General features: G+C 75.2%; 14 protein-coding genes. 7 read left to right on the forward strand and 7 right to left on the reverse strand.

The genetic code is table 11. The features are described from left to right. Window positions 1-134: 134 nt before the first annotated feature. Window positions 135-665: a GNAT family N-acetyltransferase gene (locus FHX75_RS19015; protein WP_154941537.1), complete on the reverse strand. Its 531-nt coding sequence runs from the start codon at window positions 663-665 to the stop codon at window positions 135-137. A gap of 221 nt (window positions 666-886) precedes the next feature. On the opposite strand from FHX75_RS19015, the gene FHX75_RS19020 reads away from it, so the two are divergent. The 3 genes from FHX75_RS19020 (at window position 887) to groL (ending at window position 4134) form a co-directional block, all read left to right on the forward strand. Beyond that, the gene (locus FHX75_RS19020) at window positions 887-1090 is read left to right on the forward strand and encodes a cold-shock protein (RefSeq protein ID WP_088960044.1); all 204 of its coding nucleotides are present in this window, start codon (window positions 887-889) and stop codon (window positions 1088-1090) included. 102 nt (window positions 1091-1192) lie between these two features. Continuing rightward, window positions 1193-2236: a YciC family protein gene (locus FHX75_RS19025; protein ID WP_170285403.1), complete on the forward strand. Its 1044-nt coding sequence runs from the start codon at window positions 1193-1195 to the stop codon at window positions 2234-2236. A 275-nt stretch (window positions 2237-2511) separates the two neighbouring features. Continuing rightward, window positions 2512-4134, forward strand: coding sequence for a chaperonin GroEL (gene groL, locus FHX75_RS19030; RefSeq protein ID WP_154941541.1), 1623 nt, complete (start codon window positions 2512-2514; stop codon window positions 4132-4134). A gap of 62 nt (window positions 4135-4196) precedes the next feature. Here groL and FHX75_RS19035 read toward each other — a convergent pair whose 3' ends face one another. From FHX75_RS19035 to FHX75_RS19045, 3 genes are all read right to left on the reverse strand, one after another. After that, window positions 4197-4439, reverse strand: a complete 243-nt coding sequence (locus FHX75_RS19035) for a hypothetical protein (RefSeq protein ID WP_238449538.1) — start codon at window positions 4437-4439, stop codon at window positions 4197-4199. A gap of 150 nt (window positions 4440-4589) precedes the next feature. Beyond that, window positions 4590-5510: a GNAT family N-acetyltransferase gene (locus FHX75_RS19040; protein WP_154941543.1), complete on the reverse strand. Its 921-nt coding sequence runs from the start codon at window positions 5508-5510 to the stop codon at window positions 4590-4592. Between the two features lie 46 nt (window positions 5511-5556). Beyond that, window positions 5557-8130 carry a S8 family serine peptidase gene (locus tag FHX75_RS19045; RefSeq protein WP_154941545.1) on the reverse strand — a complete coding sequence of 858 codons (2574 nt, stop codon included), beginning with the start codon at window positions 8128-8130 and terminating at the stop codon, window positions 5557-5559. A gap of 162 nt (window positions 8131-8292) precedes the next feature. Here FHX75_RS19045 and FHX75_RS19050 point away from each other — a divergent pair, with 162 nt between their 5' ends. After that, window positions 8293-10125 (forward strand): glycerol-3-phosphate dehydrogenase/oxidase, encoded by a 1833-nt coding sequence (locus tag FHX75_RS19050; RefSeq protein WP_425463501.1) that lies wholly within the window; start codon window positions 8293-8295, stop codon window positions 10123-10125. A gap of 76 nt (window positions 10126-10201) precedes the next feature. Beyond that, a complete protein-coding gene (locus FHX75_RS19055) occupies window positions 10202-10714 on the forward strand; it encodes a hypothetical protein (RefSeq protein WP_154941547.1) in 513 nt (170 codons plus the stop codon). A gap of 30 nt (window positions 10715-10744) precedes the next feature. Here FHX75_RS19055 and FHX75_RS19060 read toward each other — a convergent pair whose 3' ends face one another. Then, window positions 10745-12145, reverse strand: a complete 1401-nt coding sequence (locus FHX75_RS19060; protein ID WP_154941549.1) for an FAD-binding oxidoreductase — start codon at window positions 12143-12145, stop codon at window positions 10745-10747. A gap of 35 nt (window positions 12146-12180) precedes the next feature. Between FHX75_RS19060 and FHX75_RS19065 the strand changes: the two genes are divergently transcribed. Beyond that, on the forward strand, window positions 12181-12453 hold the full coding sequence (locus FHX75_RS19065; RefSeq protein WP_154941551.1) for a DUF4031 domain-containing protein: 273 nt from the start codon (window positions 12181-12183) through the stop codon (window positions 12451-12453). A gap of 122 nt (window positions 12454-12575) precedes the next feature. Here FHX75_RS19065 and FHX75_RS19070 read toward each other — a convergent pair whose 3' ends face one another. Then, window positions 12576-13211 carry an HD domain-containing protein gene (locus tag FHX75_RS19070; RefSeq protein WP_154941553.1) on the reverse strand — a complete coding sequence of 212 codons (636 nt, stop codon included), beginning with the start codon at window positions 13209-13211 and terminating at the stop codon, window positions 12576-12578. A gap of 65 nt (window positions 13212-13276) precedes the next feature. Between FHX75_RS19070 and FHX75_RS19075 the strand changes: the two genes are divergently transcribed. After that, complete coding sequence (locus tag FHX75_RS19075) at window positions 13277-14536, forward strand: FUSC family protein (RefSeq protein ID WP_246158340.1); 1260 nt, start codon at window positions 13277-13279, stop codon at window positions 14534-14536. A gap of 52 nt (window positions 14537-14588) precedes the next feature. On the opposite strand, the gene FHX75_RS19080 is transcribed toward FHX75_RS19075, so the two are convergent. Next, window positions 14589-15860, reverse strand: coding sequence for an aminotransferase class V-fold PLP-dependent enzyme (locus FHX75_RS19080; RefSeq protein ID WP_154941557.1), 1272 nt, complete (start codon window positions 15858-15860; stop codon window positions 14589-14591). Between the last annotated feature and the right edge of the window lie 6 nt (window positions 15861-15866).

The following is a 15866-nucleotide window of genomic DNA, read 5'->3' on the forward strand; positions in this document are numbered from 1 at the left end:
AGGCGGTCAGGCTTGATCCTTCCGCGGGCGGGCTCCCCCCGGAAACCCGTGCGGTGGGCGCTTCGGGCGTCGCTGCCGGGACCGGGGGTGTGGCTCATCCGGGTGCTGCCCTGCGTGAGGTCCCCTGGTTGGGGTCAGGCGGGGCGGCGCATTTGGAGTTCGCGCAGGGCGGGGACGGTGGGGTGCGGCACGCGTACGCCGGTGTCGGTGAAGCCCAGCCGCTGGTAGGCGCGGTAGGCGCGGTCGTTGCCGACCACCACCTCCAGCAGCAGTTCCGGGCGGCCGGCGGCGCGGGACCAGGCGGCCACCCCGTCGATCAGGTCGGCGAGCAGGCCGCTGCCCCGCCAGGTGGGGGTCACGTAGACGGCGTAGACGACGGTCAGGCCCGGCTCCTCGGGAGAGGCGGTGCCGCCGGCGTGGCCGACCAGCCGGCCACCGGGGTCGGCGACGAACTGCGCGGTGTGGTCGCCCCGGGAGACCGCCGCGATCCGGGCCGCGTAGTCGGCGTGCGGGCGGGCGGCGGCCTGGGCGACGGTCTCCAGGAACGCCAGCGGCGCGTCCGCGAGCATCTCCAGCCGCAGCGCCCGCATCCGGGCGGCGTCCTCGGGGCGTACCCGGCGGACGGTGGCTCTCCGGGCTTCCGGCGGGGCCGGGGCAGGTGTCATGTCCGCATGCATACCGCAGCGACTACCGCCGATGGACGGACGGTCGGCGGAGCACCGGAATATGCCCGATTTGTGGTCGTGCGCCGCCGTCACGCCTCGTGTAGCGTGCGATTTCGGTCACCGATTCAGCGGCCCTCACCGATCGCCGAAGCGGTGGTCCTCCGGTGCCGCTCCGCCGGCCCCGGGGTCGTGGAACGCCGCGCAGAGTGAGGAAGTGCACCGTGGCACAGGGCACCGTGAAGTGGTTCAACGCCGAGAAGGGCTACGGCTTCATCGCCGTCGACGGCGGCCAGGACGTCTTCGTCCACTTCTCCGCCATCGAGATGGACGGCTACAAGGCGCTGGACGACGGGCAGCGGGTGGAGTTCGACATCGCCCAGGGCCAGAAGGGCCCGCAGGCCGAGCGGGTGCGCGTCATCGCCTGAGTCGCGTCCGGTTCCGCTCGTCGGCCGGGCCCCTCGGGGCAGCGGCGCGGGCGGGCACCAGGGAAGATCGTGGGCCGATCCAGCCGTCGCTGAGGAGCGCTCATGTCCGACCAGTCCCCGTCGGGTCCGCCCGGACCCGATCCCGTGGACCCGCCCGCGCCGGTCGGCCCGGTCGGGCCCGCCGGCCCGTACCAGGGTTGGGTCTTCCCACCCACCGGCGGCTACCCGCCCGGGGCGGACCCGTACGCCGGCTTCCCGCCGGGCTACCCGCCGTACGCCGGCCACCTCCCGTACGGCTGGCCGGCCGCCGGCGGCTGGGACCCGGCCGACCCGCTGGTGAACCCGCCGCACGCCGGCGTCGACGGCTGGGTCACCCGGTGCGCCGGCGCGCTGCGTCGGGGCTGGCGCACGCTGCTGCCGATCATGCTGCTCACCCAGGCGCTTCCCGCCGCCGTGGTCTCGATCATCACCCTCGGGTTGGAGCCGTCCTCGCGGGTGCCGGCCGACGGCTCGCTGCCCCCGGGCTACCTGGGTGACTTCCTGACGTTCGGGGGCGCGACGCTGGTCGCCGTCCTGCTGCTCTACCTGCTGCAGAGCGTGGGCTGGGCGGCCGGGACCTGGGTGGTCACCCGGCAGGCGGCCGGCGAGCCGGCCGACCTCGGCGGCGCGCTGCGCTACGGCCTGCGCCGGGCGCCGGGGCTGTACGCCTGGACCCTGCTGGTCGGTCTGCTCGTCACGGTCGGTTTCTGCTTCTGCGTGATTCCCGGCGTCTACCTCGCCTTCGCGCTCGCCCTGGCCGGCCCGGTCTACCTCTTCGAGCGGCAGAACCCGATCGGGCGTTCCTTCCGCCTCTTCCGCAGCCGTTTCGGCATGGTGGCGGCCCGGGTCGCGCTGGTGGCGGCGGCGGTCGTCGCCGGGACCGTGGTCGGCGCGGTGCTGGAGGCCGTCGGCACGGCGCCGCTGGGCACCGACCCGTTCGCGGCGCCGGGCACCGCGGTGGGCGCCGTCGCGGTGGTCACGCTGGCCGCGGTGCTGGTCGTCCCGGTCTACCTGGTCCAGCTGGTCGGGCTGATCGTGACGTACGCCGAGCAGCGGGTCCACGAGGGGCCGGTGAACGCCGCGCGACTGGCGGCGGAACTCGGCTGACCGGCCCGATCGTGCTTGCACTCGGCAGGGGAGAGTGCTAAACAAGTCATTGGCACTCGCATACCGTGAGTGCCAGTGGTCGGGACGGTGGGGCCAAGGTTCCAGCGGCGTTGGAGACGCCGATGGGGCACACGGCCGGTCGTCGCGGGCTATCCGGCCCGGCCGAAGGACGTCGTCGTCGCCAGGTGGCGACGTCCCAAGGTGCGTACACCAGGCGGCCCATCCGGGGCACAAACACTCGGGTGGCCCGTGAGTGTCCAGGAGGACAACGCCGTATGGCCAAGATGATCGCGTTCGACGAAGAGGCGCGCCGCGGCCTCGAGCGGGGCATGAACCAGCTCGCCGACGCCGTGAAGGTGACGCTCGGCCCCAAGGGCCGCAACGTCGTGCTCGAGAAGAAGTGGGGCGCTCCCACCATCACTAACGATGGTGTGAGCATCGCCAAGGAGATCGAGCTCGAGGACCCCTACGAGAAGATCGGCGCCGAGCTGGTCAAGGAGGTCGCCAAGAAGACCGACGACGTCGCCGGTGACGGCACGACGACGGCGACCGTCCTGGCCCAGGCCCTGGTTCGCGAGGGCCTGCGCAACGTGGCCGCCGGCGCCAACCCGATGGCCCTGAAGCGGGGCATCGAGGCCGCCGTGGCCAGCGTCTCGGAGGAGCTGTCGAAGCTCGCCAAGGACGTCGAGACCAAGGAGCAGATCGCCTCCACCGCCTCCATCTCCGCCGGTGACAGCACCGTCGGCGAGATCATCGCCGAGGCGATGGACAAGGTCGGCAAGGAAGGCGTCATCACCGTCGAGGAGAGCAACACCTTCGGCCTGGAGCTCGAGCTCACCGAGGGTATGCGCTTCGACAAGGGCTACATCTCCGCGTACTTCATGACCGACCCGGAGCGCATGGAGGCCGTCTTCGACGACCCCTACCTCCTGATCGTCAACAGCAAGATCTCGTCGGTGAAGGACCTGCTCCCGATCCTGGAGAAGGTCATGCAGTCGGGCAAGCCGCTGCTGATCATCTCCGAGGACATCGAGGGCGAGGCCCTGGCGACCCTGGTCGTCAACAAGGTCCGGGGCACCTTCAAGTCGGTCGCCGTCAAGGCGCCGGGCTTCGGTGACCGCCGCAAGGCCATGCTGGCCGACATCGCCATCCTCACCGGTGGCCAGGTCATCAGCGAGGAGGTCGGCCTCAAGCTGGACGCCGTCGGCCTCGACATGCTGGGCCGCGCCCGCAAGGTCGTGGTGACCAAGGACGAGACCACCATCGTCGACGGTGCCGGCGACGCCGAGCAGATCCAGGGCCGGGTCAACCAGATCCGGGCCGAGATCGAGAAGAGCGACTCCGACTACGACCGCGAGAAGCTGCAGGAGCGCCTGGCCAAGCTGGCCGGCGGTGTTGCGGTGATCAAGGTCGGCGCGGCCACCGAGGTCGAGCTGAAGGAGCGCAAGCACCGCATCGAGGACGCCGTCCGCAACGCGAAGGCCGCCGTCGAGGAGGGCATCGTCCCGGGTGGTGGCGTCGCGCTGGTGCAGGCCGGCAAGACCGCCTTCGACAAGCTGGACCTGACCGGCGACGAGGCGACCGGCGCGCAGATCGTCAAGATCGCGCTGGACGCCCCGCTGCGGCAGATCGCCGTCAACGCCGGCCTCGAGGGTGGCGTCGTCGTCGAGCACGTCCGCAACCTCGAGCCGGGTCACGGCCTCAACGCCGCCAACGGCGAGTACGTCGACCTGCTGGCCGCGGGCATCATCGACCCGGCCAAGGTGACCCGCTCGGCGCTGCAGAACGCCTCGTCGATCGCGGCGCTCTTCCTCACCACCGAGGCCGTCGTGGCGGACAAGCCGGAGAAGACCCCGGCCGCCCCGGCTGGTCCGGGTGGCGGGGACATGGACTTCTGAGTCCAGCTCCACCAACGCCGAAAGGGGCGGGCCGCGCGAGCGGTCCGCCCCTTTCCGTCTCCTCAGGGCAGGCTGCGCTGGTTACGCCGCTTCTGCGCCCGGTCGTACGGCGGTCGGATGGCGACCGGCTCGTCCACCACGGTCACCAGGTCCTCGGCCTCCGGCTCGTCGACGCCGGTCATCTCGGCGAGCTGCTCCGCGTCGCCGTAGTCCCGCCGGTCGAACGGCACCGCGATGGGCGGGTCGCCGACCGGCACCCAGGTGCGGGGCAACGGCTCGTCGGTCTGTTCGTCGTCCGTGGTCATGGGTCGCCTCCTCTACCGAAACGGTAGGGGGCGGCCATCACCCATGCGGGCGAATGGCATTATCAGGGTCTATATCCCATTCGCCCGTTTATCGATACGTCGCGGTCTTTACCGGGGCCGCGCGCCGCGTCCGGCCGGCCGGCGGGTCCGTCAGAGCGTGCGGCGGTACAGGAAGAAGACCCGCTCGATCCGGGCGCCCGCGCTGCCGGAGTAGAACGGCACCGGGCCCACCCAGCCGATCTGCGCCGCACTGATCCCGGCCTCGTGCTGGTCGCGCAGGCAGCGGCGCAGCAGCACCCCGCCGATGCCCGAGCCCTCCGCGGCCGGCGCGGTGCCCATCGGCCCGAACCAGCTCGGCCGCGACGATCCCCAGGCCGCGAAGCCGAGGATCTCGCCGTCCCGCTCCGCGAGGTGACAGCCCGCGTCGGCGCGGCCGACCGAGCCGGCCAGCTCACCGTCCCAGGCGCCGCCGAAGGTGGCGCGGGCGAACGCGGCCAGCGCCGGCAGGTCCGCCGGCTCCGCCCGGCGTACCGTCACGCCCTGGCCGGCCAGCCGCGTCTCCGCCGGTTCCGTCGTGCGCAGCGCCGGCGACCCGTCGTACGACAGGTCGGCCGTCATGTTCCACGCCGTACGGTCCTGCCGGTAGCCCAGCGCGAGCGCCAGGCAGACCGCCGGGGTGTACCGCACGTCGATGCCCGGCCAGGCGTAGTACGGCGGGTTCCCGGCCAGCAGCAGCTCGGCGGCGCCGAGGCCGGCGAGCCGCCGTTCCGCCTCGGCCACCAGCGCCCGGCCGACCCCCCGGCGCCGCCGCTGCGGCGCGACGGCCAGCAGGTCCACGTGCCCGAGGCGCGGGTCCGCCGCCGAGACCGATCCGATCAGCACCCCGACCAGTTCGTCCCCCGCGTACGCCCCGACCGCCAGCACCGTCCGGTCCGCCGAGGCCCGGGGCCAGAGGGCGGTGACGACGGACTCCGCCTCGGCGGCGTCCTCGGGCAGGTCGAGCGCGCGTCCGCAGAGCGCGACGACGGCGGGGACCCGGTCGGCGGGCAGGTCGGCGAGGGTGAACTCCATGGTGGCCGACCCTAGATCAACCACCACGGGTGGGCGCAAGACCCGATCAGCCGGCTCGGGCCGTCCGCACCGCCGCGTACGCGTCGACGAGGCCCGCGCCGGTGATGTTCGCGTCGCCGCCGCAGGCGTCCTGCGGCGTGCGGGAGCGGTAGCTCGGCTGCGCCGGCTGCGCCGTCTCCCGCAGGATCCGGCGGGTGCGCTCCAGGTCGCCGACGAGCGCCGGGTTCGCCGACCACATCAGCGCCACCACGCCCGCCACCTGCGGCGTCGCCATCGAGGTGCCGTCCAGGGTGGCGTAGCCGCCGCCCGGCATCGCGGAGAGCACGCCCGCGCCCGGGGCGAGCACGTCCGGCTTGGCCGCGCCGCCCGGGGCCGGTCCGCGACTGGAGAAGAGGGTCACCCGGCGGTTCCGGTCCACCGCGCCGACGGTCAACACGTCCGGGTACGGCGCGGGCGGGTCGGCGATCGAGCCGCAGTACGGGCCGGTGTTGCCGGCTGCGGCGACCACCAGGATGCCGGCGGCGGCCAGCGCGTCGGTGGCCGGCCGGAGCGCCCGCGGGTCGCAGCCCTCGATCGGCGGGCAGCCCCAGGAGTTGGTCAGCACGTCCGGCGCGCGTGCCGGGCGGCCGTCGGTGAACGGGTCCCCGCCGGACGGGAAGGGGGCCAGCATGAACTGGAGGCAGTCCAGGTAGTGCGCGGGGCTGCCGAGGTTGCGGTCGAGGTTGACGCAGCCCACCCAGCGCGCGCCCGGGGCCACCCCGATGCCGTCCCGACCCACCGCGCTGCCCACCGTGTGGGTGCCGTGCCCGCCCGCGTCGTTCGGGGAGCGGGTGCGGTCCCACGGGTCGTACCAGGAGTCGTCGCCGCCCCGGAAGCCGTCGGCCAGCGCCGGGTGGCGGCCGTCCACGCCCGAGTCGGAACTGCCGACCACCACGCCCGAACCGGTCACCCCCAGCTCCGACCAGACCCGGTCGGCCCCGAGCAGCCGGATGTTCCAGGCCGGGCCGGCCGGCGCCGGTGCGTCGCCGGGGCTGGTCGGGGCGGGGGCGGGCAGCGGCCGTACCCGCTGGCTGACCAGCACGCGGGAGACCTCGGAACGGCCCGACAGCCAGGCCCGCACCACCGGCCCGCCGTCGATCTCGATCGCGTTGACCAGGTAGTACGGCCTCGGGCGCAGGCCCAGCCGGGACAGCTCCCGGCGCAGGTCGCCCTGGGTCCGCTCGGCGGTGGCGACCAGCCGGCGGTACACCTCGGCGGCGCGCGCGTCCCGACCGGCCCGGCCCGGCGTACCAGCCGGGATGCCGGTCAGGTCGGCCTGCTCGCGCAGCACCACCAGCAGCCGCTCGCCGTGCAGCCCGGGCTGCCCGGGGACCACGTCGACCACCCCGACCGCGATCAGCAGCACTCCGGCGACCAGCACGGCCACCCGCCGGCTGGGCGTGACCGCCCGGGGCCGGGCGAGCAGGACGCCGTACCCGACGGCGAGCAGGACCGCGACGGCGAGCCCGGCGACCGCGGCGGCGGCCACCCAGAACGGCACGTCGCGGGTGGTGGCCAGGAGGACCGAGACCTCCTCCGGGTCGGCCAGGGCGAGCGGGCCGAAAAGTGCCAGGCCGACCAGCCAGCGGACCGGTGTCGCGGCCCGGGTGCCGGCCCGGCGGGTGGCCGCGTACAGGGCGGCCAGCGTGAAGGCGATCGGCGGCACGGCGAGCAGGGCGGGCAGTTGGGCCCCGGACTGCCCGGTGCCGGCGGCCAGCAGCAGCAGGGTGACCCCGCCGACCAGCCCGCCGAGGAACACCAGCCGGGCGGGCCGGGGTGGCTCGCCACCCCCGAGCCGGCACCAGAACCGCCCGTCGAGCAGCACCCCGGCCAGCGCGCCGAGCGCCGCCGCGGCGAGCGCGGCGAGCACGGTCTCCAGCAGGCCGCCCAGCGCGCCGAGCCAGGCCCACGGGAGCAGCAGGGCCAGCCCGGCGGCCACCGCGAGCAGGGTGATCGGATCGGGCCGGCGACGGTCTGCCCCGCCGGCGGCGCTCGCCCGCCGCGCGGTGCGACCCGCGCCGTCCGGTTCATCGGTGGTCATCGCCGGTCCCGGCTCGCCGTCCTCGGCGGCGGTCGCCGGCCCGGGCTCGCCCCCCGGTGCATCGGGTGTGGCGGCAGGCCCGGGCTCGCCACCCAATCCCTCGGGCAGGGCGCGACGTCGGGCCGGCAGCCGGGCGGCGACCAGGGCCAGCCCGGCGGCGGTGGCGGCCAGCGCCGCCAGGTAGAGCTCGTGGTGCACCGGCGGGAGGGCGCGTAGCGCGCCGAGCGCGCCGAGCGCCAGCGCTCCGGCCAGCCAGGCCCGGCCGGTGGCCCTCAGCGCCCGGGACCGGGGGAGCAGCGCCAGCAGCAGGGCCGGCAGGCCGACCAGCAGGACGCCGGCCAGGGAGACCACCGGCCAGAGCCACGGCCACCGGTCCAGCCCGCTGACGAGTCGTACCTGGTCGACGGACCAGCCGGCGACCTGGAGCAGCACGGTGGTCGCCACCGTCCAGCCGCCCGCCAGCACGGCCGCCACCACCGCCCAGGGGTTGGCGGACCCGGCGGTCCCGTCGCTTCCGGTGGGAGGTGGCTCGGGCCGCATCCGGAAACAGTACGACGCCCGACCCGCCCCCGGACGTCCGTGCCGTCCCGGCGTGCCCGGATCGCGCGATCCCGCTCGCGCGGTGGGTGATCAATGCCTCTCCCTGCCCCTGCCGGGGGACAGGGCCTGCTCCCAGGGGCCCCGGGCGGTTACGGTGGATCTGTGCGCGACCCCAACGTGACCCGATCCGCCGCCGGCCAGCTCTCCCCGGAGCGCCGCGCCGCGGACCTGCGCCGCCTCCGGTCCGAACGGTTCGACGTGTTGGTCATCGGTGGTGGGGTGACCGGGGCGGGCGCCGCGCTGGACGCCGCCTCCCGGGGGCTGAAGGTGGCCCTGGTGGAGGCGCGCGACTACGCCGCCGGCACCTCCAGCCGGTCCAGCAAGTTGATCCACGGCGGCCTGCGCTACCTGGAGCAGTTGGAGTTCCACCTGGTCCACGAGGCGCTCACCGAGCGCGGCCTGCTCGCTACCCGGCTCGCTCCGCACCTGGTCCGGCCGGTGCCGTTCCTGGTGCCGCTGCCCGCCGGCCGTGGCCTGCGGGACCTGCCGGCCCGGGCGTTCCGCCGCTCCTACTACGGCGCCGGCGTGGCCGCGTACGACGTCTTCGCCGGGGTCTTCGGCGGTGGGCGGGGGATGCCGCTGCACCGGCACCTGACCCGCGAGGGCGCCCGCCGGATCTTCCCCAGCCTGCGGGGCGACTCGCTGGCCGGCGCCATCCGCTACTACGACGGCCAGGTCGACGACGCCCGGCTGGTGGTGACCCTGGCCCGCACCGCGGCCAGCCTCGGCGCCACCGTGGTGAGCAGCGCCCGCGCGGTCGGGCTGATCCGGCAGGCCCGCGAGGTGACCGGGGTCCGGGTCCGCGACCTGGAGGCGCCCGCCGGTTCGCCGGACGCCGAGTTCGAGGTACGCGCGCGCACCGTCATCGGGGCCACCGGCGTGTGGAGCGACGACATGTCGCGGATGCTCAACGACGTCGGACTGCGCCCCGGCATCCGGGTGCGGGCCTCCAAGGGCGTGCACCTGGTCGTCCCCCGCTCGGCGATCACCGGCGAGACCGGGCTGATCCTGCGGACGGCCACCAGCGTGCTCTTCGTCATCCCCTGGGGCGGGCACTGGATCATCGGCACCACGGACACCGACTGGCGGCTGGACCGGTCCCACCCGTCCGCCTCCGCCCGTGACATCCAGTACCTGCTCGACCAGGTCAACACGGTGCTCGACCGGCCGCTGTCCACGGCGGACATCGAGGGCGTCTACGCCGGGCTGCGCCCGCTGCTCGCCGGCGAGGCGGACTCCACCTCCAAGCTCTCCCGCGAGCACGCCGTCTTCGAGCCGATGCTGGGGCTGCTCCTGGTCGCCGGCGGCAAGTACACGACGTACCGGGTGATGGCCTCCGACGTGGTGGACCGGGCGGTCCGCCGGCTCGGCGGCGGTCGCCCCTCGCGTACCGCCGACCTGCCGCTGCTCGGCGCCGACGGCTATCAGGCCATGTGGCGGGACCGGGCCGACCTGGCCCGCCGGCACGGGGTGCCGGTCGGCGTGGTCGAGCACCTGCTGGAGCGGTACGGCACGCTGACCCGGGAGCTGCTGGCCCTGGTGGACGCCGACCCGCTGCTCGCCTCGCCGCTGGCCGGCGCACCGGAGTACCTGGCCGCCGAGGTGACGTACGCGGCCCGCGCCGAGGGGGCGCTGCACCTGGAGGACGTGCTGACCCGGCGTACCCGGATCTCCTTCGAGACCACCCACCGCGGCCTGGAGTCGGCCGGGCACACCGCGGAGCTGATGGGCGCGGTGCTCGGCTGGGACGCGGCCACCCGCGAGCGCGAGATCACCCACTACCGGGCCCGGGTCGAGGCGGAGCGGGAGTCCCAGCTGATGCCGGACGACGCCACCGCCGACGCGGCCCGGCTCGGCGCGCCGGACGTGCGGGGATTCGCCGCCGACCGGGGCGTCGACGGGGACAGCGCCGGGCTGCCCACCTCGTCCCGCTGACCGACCGTTACATCCATCGATGCCCGTCCGGTCGGCGGGTACCGGTCGCTACCTACGGTGGGGTAAGTTCCGGCGCGTGATTCCCAACCAGTGGTCACGCATGCTCATGGTCTGCGCCGGTGCCGTCCTGACGATCGCCCTCACCGCCTGCTCGGTGTTCGACCGGGGCCCGGATTCCACACCGGACAAGGCCGCGGCGGCGACGGCCTCCCCCGGCGCCGGGGCGGCCAACCGGGTCAGCCTGGTGCAGAAGCTCGGTCAGGACGGTCCGCTCCGGTCGCTCAACGTCGAGCCGGACGGCCACTGGGAGTGTGACGACTGCGCCGGCGACGGGGTGACCTCGACGGGCAGCCTCGACCCCGAACAGGTGAAGCGGCTGCACGACCTGCTCGCCGACCCGCGCCTGCGTCAGGAGACCGACGAGGCCCGCCGCTACCGGGTCAGCTGCATCGACGCGCTGACCTCCAGCCTGCTCACCTCGGCCGGCCTGATCACCTCGCAGGACTGCCCGGGCGAGGATCGGCCGCCGGTGGCCAACGAGATCCTGCTGCTGCTCACCCAGGCCACCCCCGCCGAGCCCACCGCCTGACCCGCGCCCCGGCCGCGGCCGGGCCGCGCCTCAGAGCACCTTGCCCGGGTTGAGCAGCCCGGCCGGGTCGAGCGCCGCCTTGATCGCCTGGTGCACCCGTACCCCGACCGGACCGATCTCCCGGGCCAGCCAGTCCCGCTTGAGCAGCCCGACGCCGTGCTCGCCGGTGCAGGTGCCGCCGAGGTCCAGGCCCAGCCGCATGATCTCGTCGAAGGCACGCCGGCCCCGCTCCAGGCTGGCCGGGTCGGCCCGGTCCACCACGATGTTCGGGTGCATGTTGCCGTCCCCGGCGTGCCCGACGACGCCGATCGGCACGTCGCACTCCTCGGCGATCCGCGCCACCCCGTCGAGCAACGCCGCCAGCGAGCCGCGCGGCACCGCCACGTCGTCGATCACCAGACCGCCGTTGCCGTCGGGGAAGGCGTCCGCGGCGAACTTCTCCATTGCCGGGTGCGCCAGCCGGCGGGCCTGGAGCAGCGCCGCCGCCTCGACCGCGTCGGTGGCCGCGTACACCTCCTCGGCGCCGGCGGCCTCGCAGACCTCGGCCAGTCGGGCCAGGTCGTCCGCCGCCCGGGCGCCGGTGTCCGCGGCGGCCAGCAGCAGCGCCTGCGCGTCGGTCCGCAACCCCATCGGCCGGTACGCCTCGATGGCCCGCAGGTGGGTCTGGTCGAGCAGCTCCAGCAGGCTGGGGGTGAGCCCCCGGGCGGCGATCTGGGCCACCGCCGTGCCCGCCTCGGCGGTCGAGCCGAAGACCGCCACCATGGTCAGCGACTCCTCCGGCGCCGGGCGCAGCGACACGGTGATCTCGGTGAGCACCCCGAGGGTGCCCTCCGAGCCGACGAAGAGCCGGGTCAGGTCGTACCCGGCGACCCCCTTGGCGGTGCGCCGGCCGGTGCGCAGCACCTCGCCGGAGGCGAGCACCACCTCCAGGCCGAGGACATACTCGGTGGTCACGCCGTACTTGACGCAGCACATGCCGCCGGCGTTGGTGGAGACGTTGCCGCCGATGGTGGAGGACTCCCAGGAGCCCGGGTCCGGCGGGTAGTAGAGGCCCTGCTTCGCCACCGCCGCGGCCAGCGTCGCGTTGACCACGCCGGGCTGCACCACAGCGATCCGGCTCACCGGGTCGATCTCCAGGATGGCGTCCATCGCCACCGTGCTGAGCACCACCGCGCCGTCGACCGCGTTCGCGGCGCCGGCCAGGCCGGTCCGGGCACCCTGCGGCACCACCGGTACGCCGTGCCGGGCGGCGGCCCGGACCACGGCGACCACCTGGGCGGTGTCGCGCGGCCGGGTCACCACCAGCGGGGTACCGGCAGGGCAGAGGTCCGCCTCGTCGCGCTGGTGCATCCGGAGCAGATCGGGGTCGGTGAGGACGGCGTCGTCGCCGAGCGCCGCACGCAGGTCGTCGAGGAGGGGGGATCCGGCCATGCGGGAGAGGCTAACCGGCGGCTAGATTGGCCGCCATGCTGTACCTGGACCGGCCCGCCTGGCCGTCGCGGGGACGGCTCTGGTCCCACCTGATCAGCGACGTCTCCCTCGCGGAGCTGCACGCCTTCGCCGAGGCGCTGGGCGCACCCCGGCGCGGCTTCGACCGCGACCACTACGACATCCCCGCCGAGCGCTTCGCCATGGCCGTCTGGCTCGGGGCCCGGGTGGTCCCCAGCCGGGAGCTGGTCCGCCTGCTCCGCGACGCGGGCCTGCGCCGCCCCAAACACCTGACCCGCCCCGCCCGCTGACCCCCTCGCCCCTGCCCGGCGCCGTCGCGGTTTGCGGCGTGTCGCGGTGTCCGGCCGCGCGGAGACCGCGACATGCCGCAAACGGGGAGTGGATCACGCCGCCGGGTGGCCGGGTCGGAGGGTCAGGTCGGGGTGGCGAGTTCGCGGGTGAGGTTGGCGCGGGCGGGGTCGGTCCAGCGGGCCGCGAGCGGGGGGAGCCGGTAGAGGGCGGGGAGCGCGAGCAGGGCGGTCAGCACGCGGGCCCGACCGGCCCGGAAGTCGGGCTCCGGCACGTGCGCGTACTCCGCGCGGATCGCGGCGGCGTACGCGTCGTACTCCTGCCGGGGCGCGGCGAGGATCGCCAGGTCGGCGTCGCAGAGCAGGGCGCCGTCCCGATCGTCGGCGGTGGTGGCGTGCCCGGCGGTGAGCAGCACCAGCCGGCGCACCTCGGCCACCGCGGGGGCCGGCAGCCCCAACGCGGTCAGCAGCGTGCCGGCGAGCGCGGCGCTGTCCCGCTCGTTGGCCTCGCCGGCCGCGTGGGGGTCGTAGACCGCGTCGTGGCACCAGGCGGCCAGCCGGACCAGGTCCGGCCGGTCGGCCAGCTCCGCGTACGCGTCGACCACGTCGAGCACGGCGGTCAGGTGCCGCACGGTGTGGTAGCGCCGCTGCGGCTCCCGCCACCGGGCCAGCAACTCCTCCCCGGCCCGGGCCAGCGCCGGCCCGTCCGGGGCGCCGGCGTCCCGCGCGGCCGTCCGCCAGCGGTCGATCAGCTCCGTCACCTCGCCGAGTCTGCCCGAGCGGGCGGGGATGAATCGCGGCGGTACGGGTAGTCCCGGCCATGGCCGTGGCCCGGGACCGACGACTACCGCTGTGGCGTCGGCTCGGCCGGCGCGACGGTGAGTCCGACGTCGACTCGATCCGCATCGCCGACGCGATGGAGGAGCTGCGGCACCGCAGCCGCGCGACCCTGCACGACCGGTTGCACCGGGTCCGGATGGCCGTGGGCCTCGCTCTCCAGGCCGGGGTCGCCGCGGCGCTGGCCTGGGTCGTCTCTCACGAGTTCCTGAACAATCCGCAGCCGGTCTTCGCGCCGATCTCGGCGGTCGGCACCCTGGCCGCCTCGGTCGGCCAGCGGCTGCGCCGCACGGTGGAGCTGATCATCGGGGTCGCGGTGGGGGTCTTCCTCGGCGACGTCCTGATCTACTTCCTCGGTACCGGGGGATGGCAGCTCGGCCTGGTGGTGACCTCGGCGATCCTGCTGACCATCTTCTTCGGCGCCAGCGTCGCCATCGTCATCCAGGCCGCGGCGACCGCGGTGCTGATCGTCACGCTCAGCCCCTCCACCCAGGACCTGGAGATACCCCGCTTCATCGACGCGTTCATCGGCGGTGGCATCGCGCTGCTGGTGACGGCGATCCTGCTGCCGCTGAACCCGCTACGCGTGATCAACCGGGCCGCCCGGCCGGCGCTGGACCTGCTCGCCGCCCAGCTCGACATCACCGCCGAGGCGCTGCGCAACCGGGACCGCGGCAGTGCCCAGCGGGCGCTGGAACGGCTCCGCGAGAACAAGGAGGAGCTGGCCAACTTCACCGAGGCGATCGAGGGCGCGAAGGAGACCAGCACCCTCTCGCCGGCCCGCTGGCACCGGCGCAGCGAGCTGACCCACTACGCGGAGGCCGCCGACCCGATCGACCGGGCCATGCGCAACAGCGGCACCCTGATCCGGCGCGCCGTCACGATGATCGAGGACGAGGAGCCGGTGCCGGATCCGCTGCCGGACGCGACGGCCCACCTCGCCGAGGCGGTGCGCCTGCTCCGGCACGAGTTCGCCGTCGGTGAGGAACCGGAGAAGGCCCGGGAACGCTCGTTGCGCGCGGTCAGCGAGGCCGGCCGGGCCTACGCGGAGGGCGTCGGCTTCTCCGGCAGCGTGGTGGTCGCCCAGGTCCGTACCACCGCCAGCGACCTCCTGGTCGCCTCCGGCATCGACCAGGAGGAGGCGAACCGGCTGGTCCGGAGGTCCTTCGGCGACCAGGAGAAGCCGGCCGGCGAGCCGGCGGAGCGGCAGGGCGCCCCGAAGCCCCCCACCGCCCCGCCGATCGGCTGAATCCCGCCCGCACCGGCCCCGCCTGAGCGCCGGCAGGCCCGCGCGCTCGGGCTCAGTCCAGGGCGGCCAGCGCGGCCAGCAGCCGGTCCACGTCCGCCACGGTGCTGCCCAGCCCGAGGCTGGCCCGCAGCGCGGTCGGCGGCAGGTCGTCCCGCCCGACGCGCGCCGCCGCCTCGGCGAGCAGCCGCCGGGCCAGCGGGTGCGCGCAGAACAGGCCGTCGCGCACCCCGATGTCGTGCTCGCGGGCCAGGTACGCGGCCACCTCGGCGGAGTCCCGGCCGGCCAGCACGAACGACACGATGCCCACCCGGGGCGCGTCGGGGGAGAAGGTGCGCAGCTCGACGGCGTCCGGCAGCGCGGCGAGCCCGTCGCGCAGGCGGTCCACCAGCCGCTGCTCGTGGGCGTGCAGCGCCGCCCGGTCCGCCCCGGCCAGCGCCGCGCAGACGGCGGCCAGGGCGACCGCGCCGAGCAGGTTGGGCGTACCGCCCTCGTGCCGGGCCGGGCCGGTCGTCCAGCGCACCTCGTGGGTGGCCGCGCCGACGTGGCTGGTGGCGCCGCCCCCGGCCAGGTACGGCGGGGCGGCGTCCAGCCAGTCCGCCCGGCCGAGCAGGATCCCCGCGCCGAACGGGGCGTACAGCTTGTGCCCGGAGACGGCCAGGTAGTCGACGTCCAGCGCGGCGACGTCCACCGGCGCGTGCGGGGCGAGCTGGGCGGCGTCCACCACGATCCGGGCGGCGTGCCGGCGGGCCACCCGGGCCAGCTCGGCCACCGGCCAGCGTTCGCCGGTCACGTTGCTCGCCCCGGTCACCGCGACCAGCACCGGCAGCCCGGACGTGGCGCCCCGGCGCAGCTCGGCCAGGGCGGCGTCCAGCGCCCGGACCGCCCCGGCGGGACTCTCCGGCACCGGCAGGCGGACCGAGCCGCGCGGCCACGGCAGCAGGTTGGCGTGGTGCTCCCCGGCGAAGGTGACCACCGTGGTGCCCGGGGGCAGCGCCCTGGCCAGCAGGTTGAGCGCGTCGGTGGTGTTGCGGGTGAACACCACGTGGTCGTCGGGCCGGGCGCCGAAGAAGTCGCCGACCGTCTGCCGGGCCCGCTCGTAGGCCAGGGTGCAGCGCCGCGACAGCGCCCCGGCGCCGCGGTGCACGCTGGCGTACCAGGGCAGCATCTCGGCCACCGCGTCGGCCGCGGCCCGCGCGCAGGGTGCGCTGGCGGCGTGGTCCAGGTTGACCTGCCCGGGTACGCCGAGCACGCCGAGCGGATCCGGCCCGGTCGACGTCGGCGCGACGGTGGCCGGGGCGGCGGGCGGTACGAGGGTGAGGGTCATGTGGGC

The sequence above is a fragment of the Micromonospora palomenae genome (assembly GCF_007829925.1).
Classification (GTDB): Bacteria; Actinomycetota; Actinomycetes; order Mycobacteriales; family Micromonosporaceae; genus Micromonospora; species Micromonospora purpureochromogenes.

What these genes read in the sequence shown, in the direction of transcription:
- FHX75_RS19015 (WP_154941537.1), bottom strand. Translation starts at nt 665, where the DNA reads ATGACACCTGCCCCGGCCCCGCCGGAAGCCCGGAGAGCCACCGTCCGC.
- FHX75_RS19025 (WP_170285403.1), top strand. Translation starts at nt 1,193, where the DNA reads ATGTCCGACCAGTCCCCGTCGGGTCCGCCCGGACCCGATCCCGTGGAC.
- groL (WP_154941541.1), top strand. Translation starts at nt 2,512, where the DNA reads ATGGCCAAGATGATCGCGTTCGACGAAGAGGCGCGCCGCGGCCTCGAG.
- FHX75_RS19035 (WP_238449538.1), bottom strand. Translation starts at nt 4,439, where the DNA reads ATGACCACGGACGACGAACAGACCGACGAGCCGTTGCCCCGCACCTGG.
- FHX75_RS19040 (WP_154941543.1), bottom strand. Translation starts at nt 5,510, where the DNA reads ATGGAGTTCACCCTCGCCGACCTGCCCGCCGACCGGGTCCCCGCCGTC.
- FHX75_RS19045 (WP_154941545.1), bottom strand. Translation starts at nt 8,130, where the DNA reads ATGCGGCCCGAGCCACCTCCCACCGGAAGCGACGGGACCGCCGGGTCC.
- FHX75_RS19060 (WP_154941549.1), bottom strand. Translation starts at nt 12,145, where the DNA reads ATGGCCGGATCCCCCCTCCTCGACGACCTGCGTGCGGCGCTCGGCGAC.
- FHX75_RS19065 (WP_154941551.1), top strand. Translation starts at nt 12,181, where the DNA reads ATGCTGTACCTGGACCGGCCCGCCTGGCCGTCGCGGGGACGGCTCTGG.
- FHX75_RS19080 (WP_154941557.1), bottom strand. Translation starts at nt 15,860, where the DNA reads ATGACCCTCACCCTCGTACCGCCCGCCGCCCCGGCCACCGTCGCGCCG.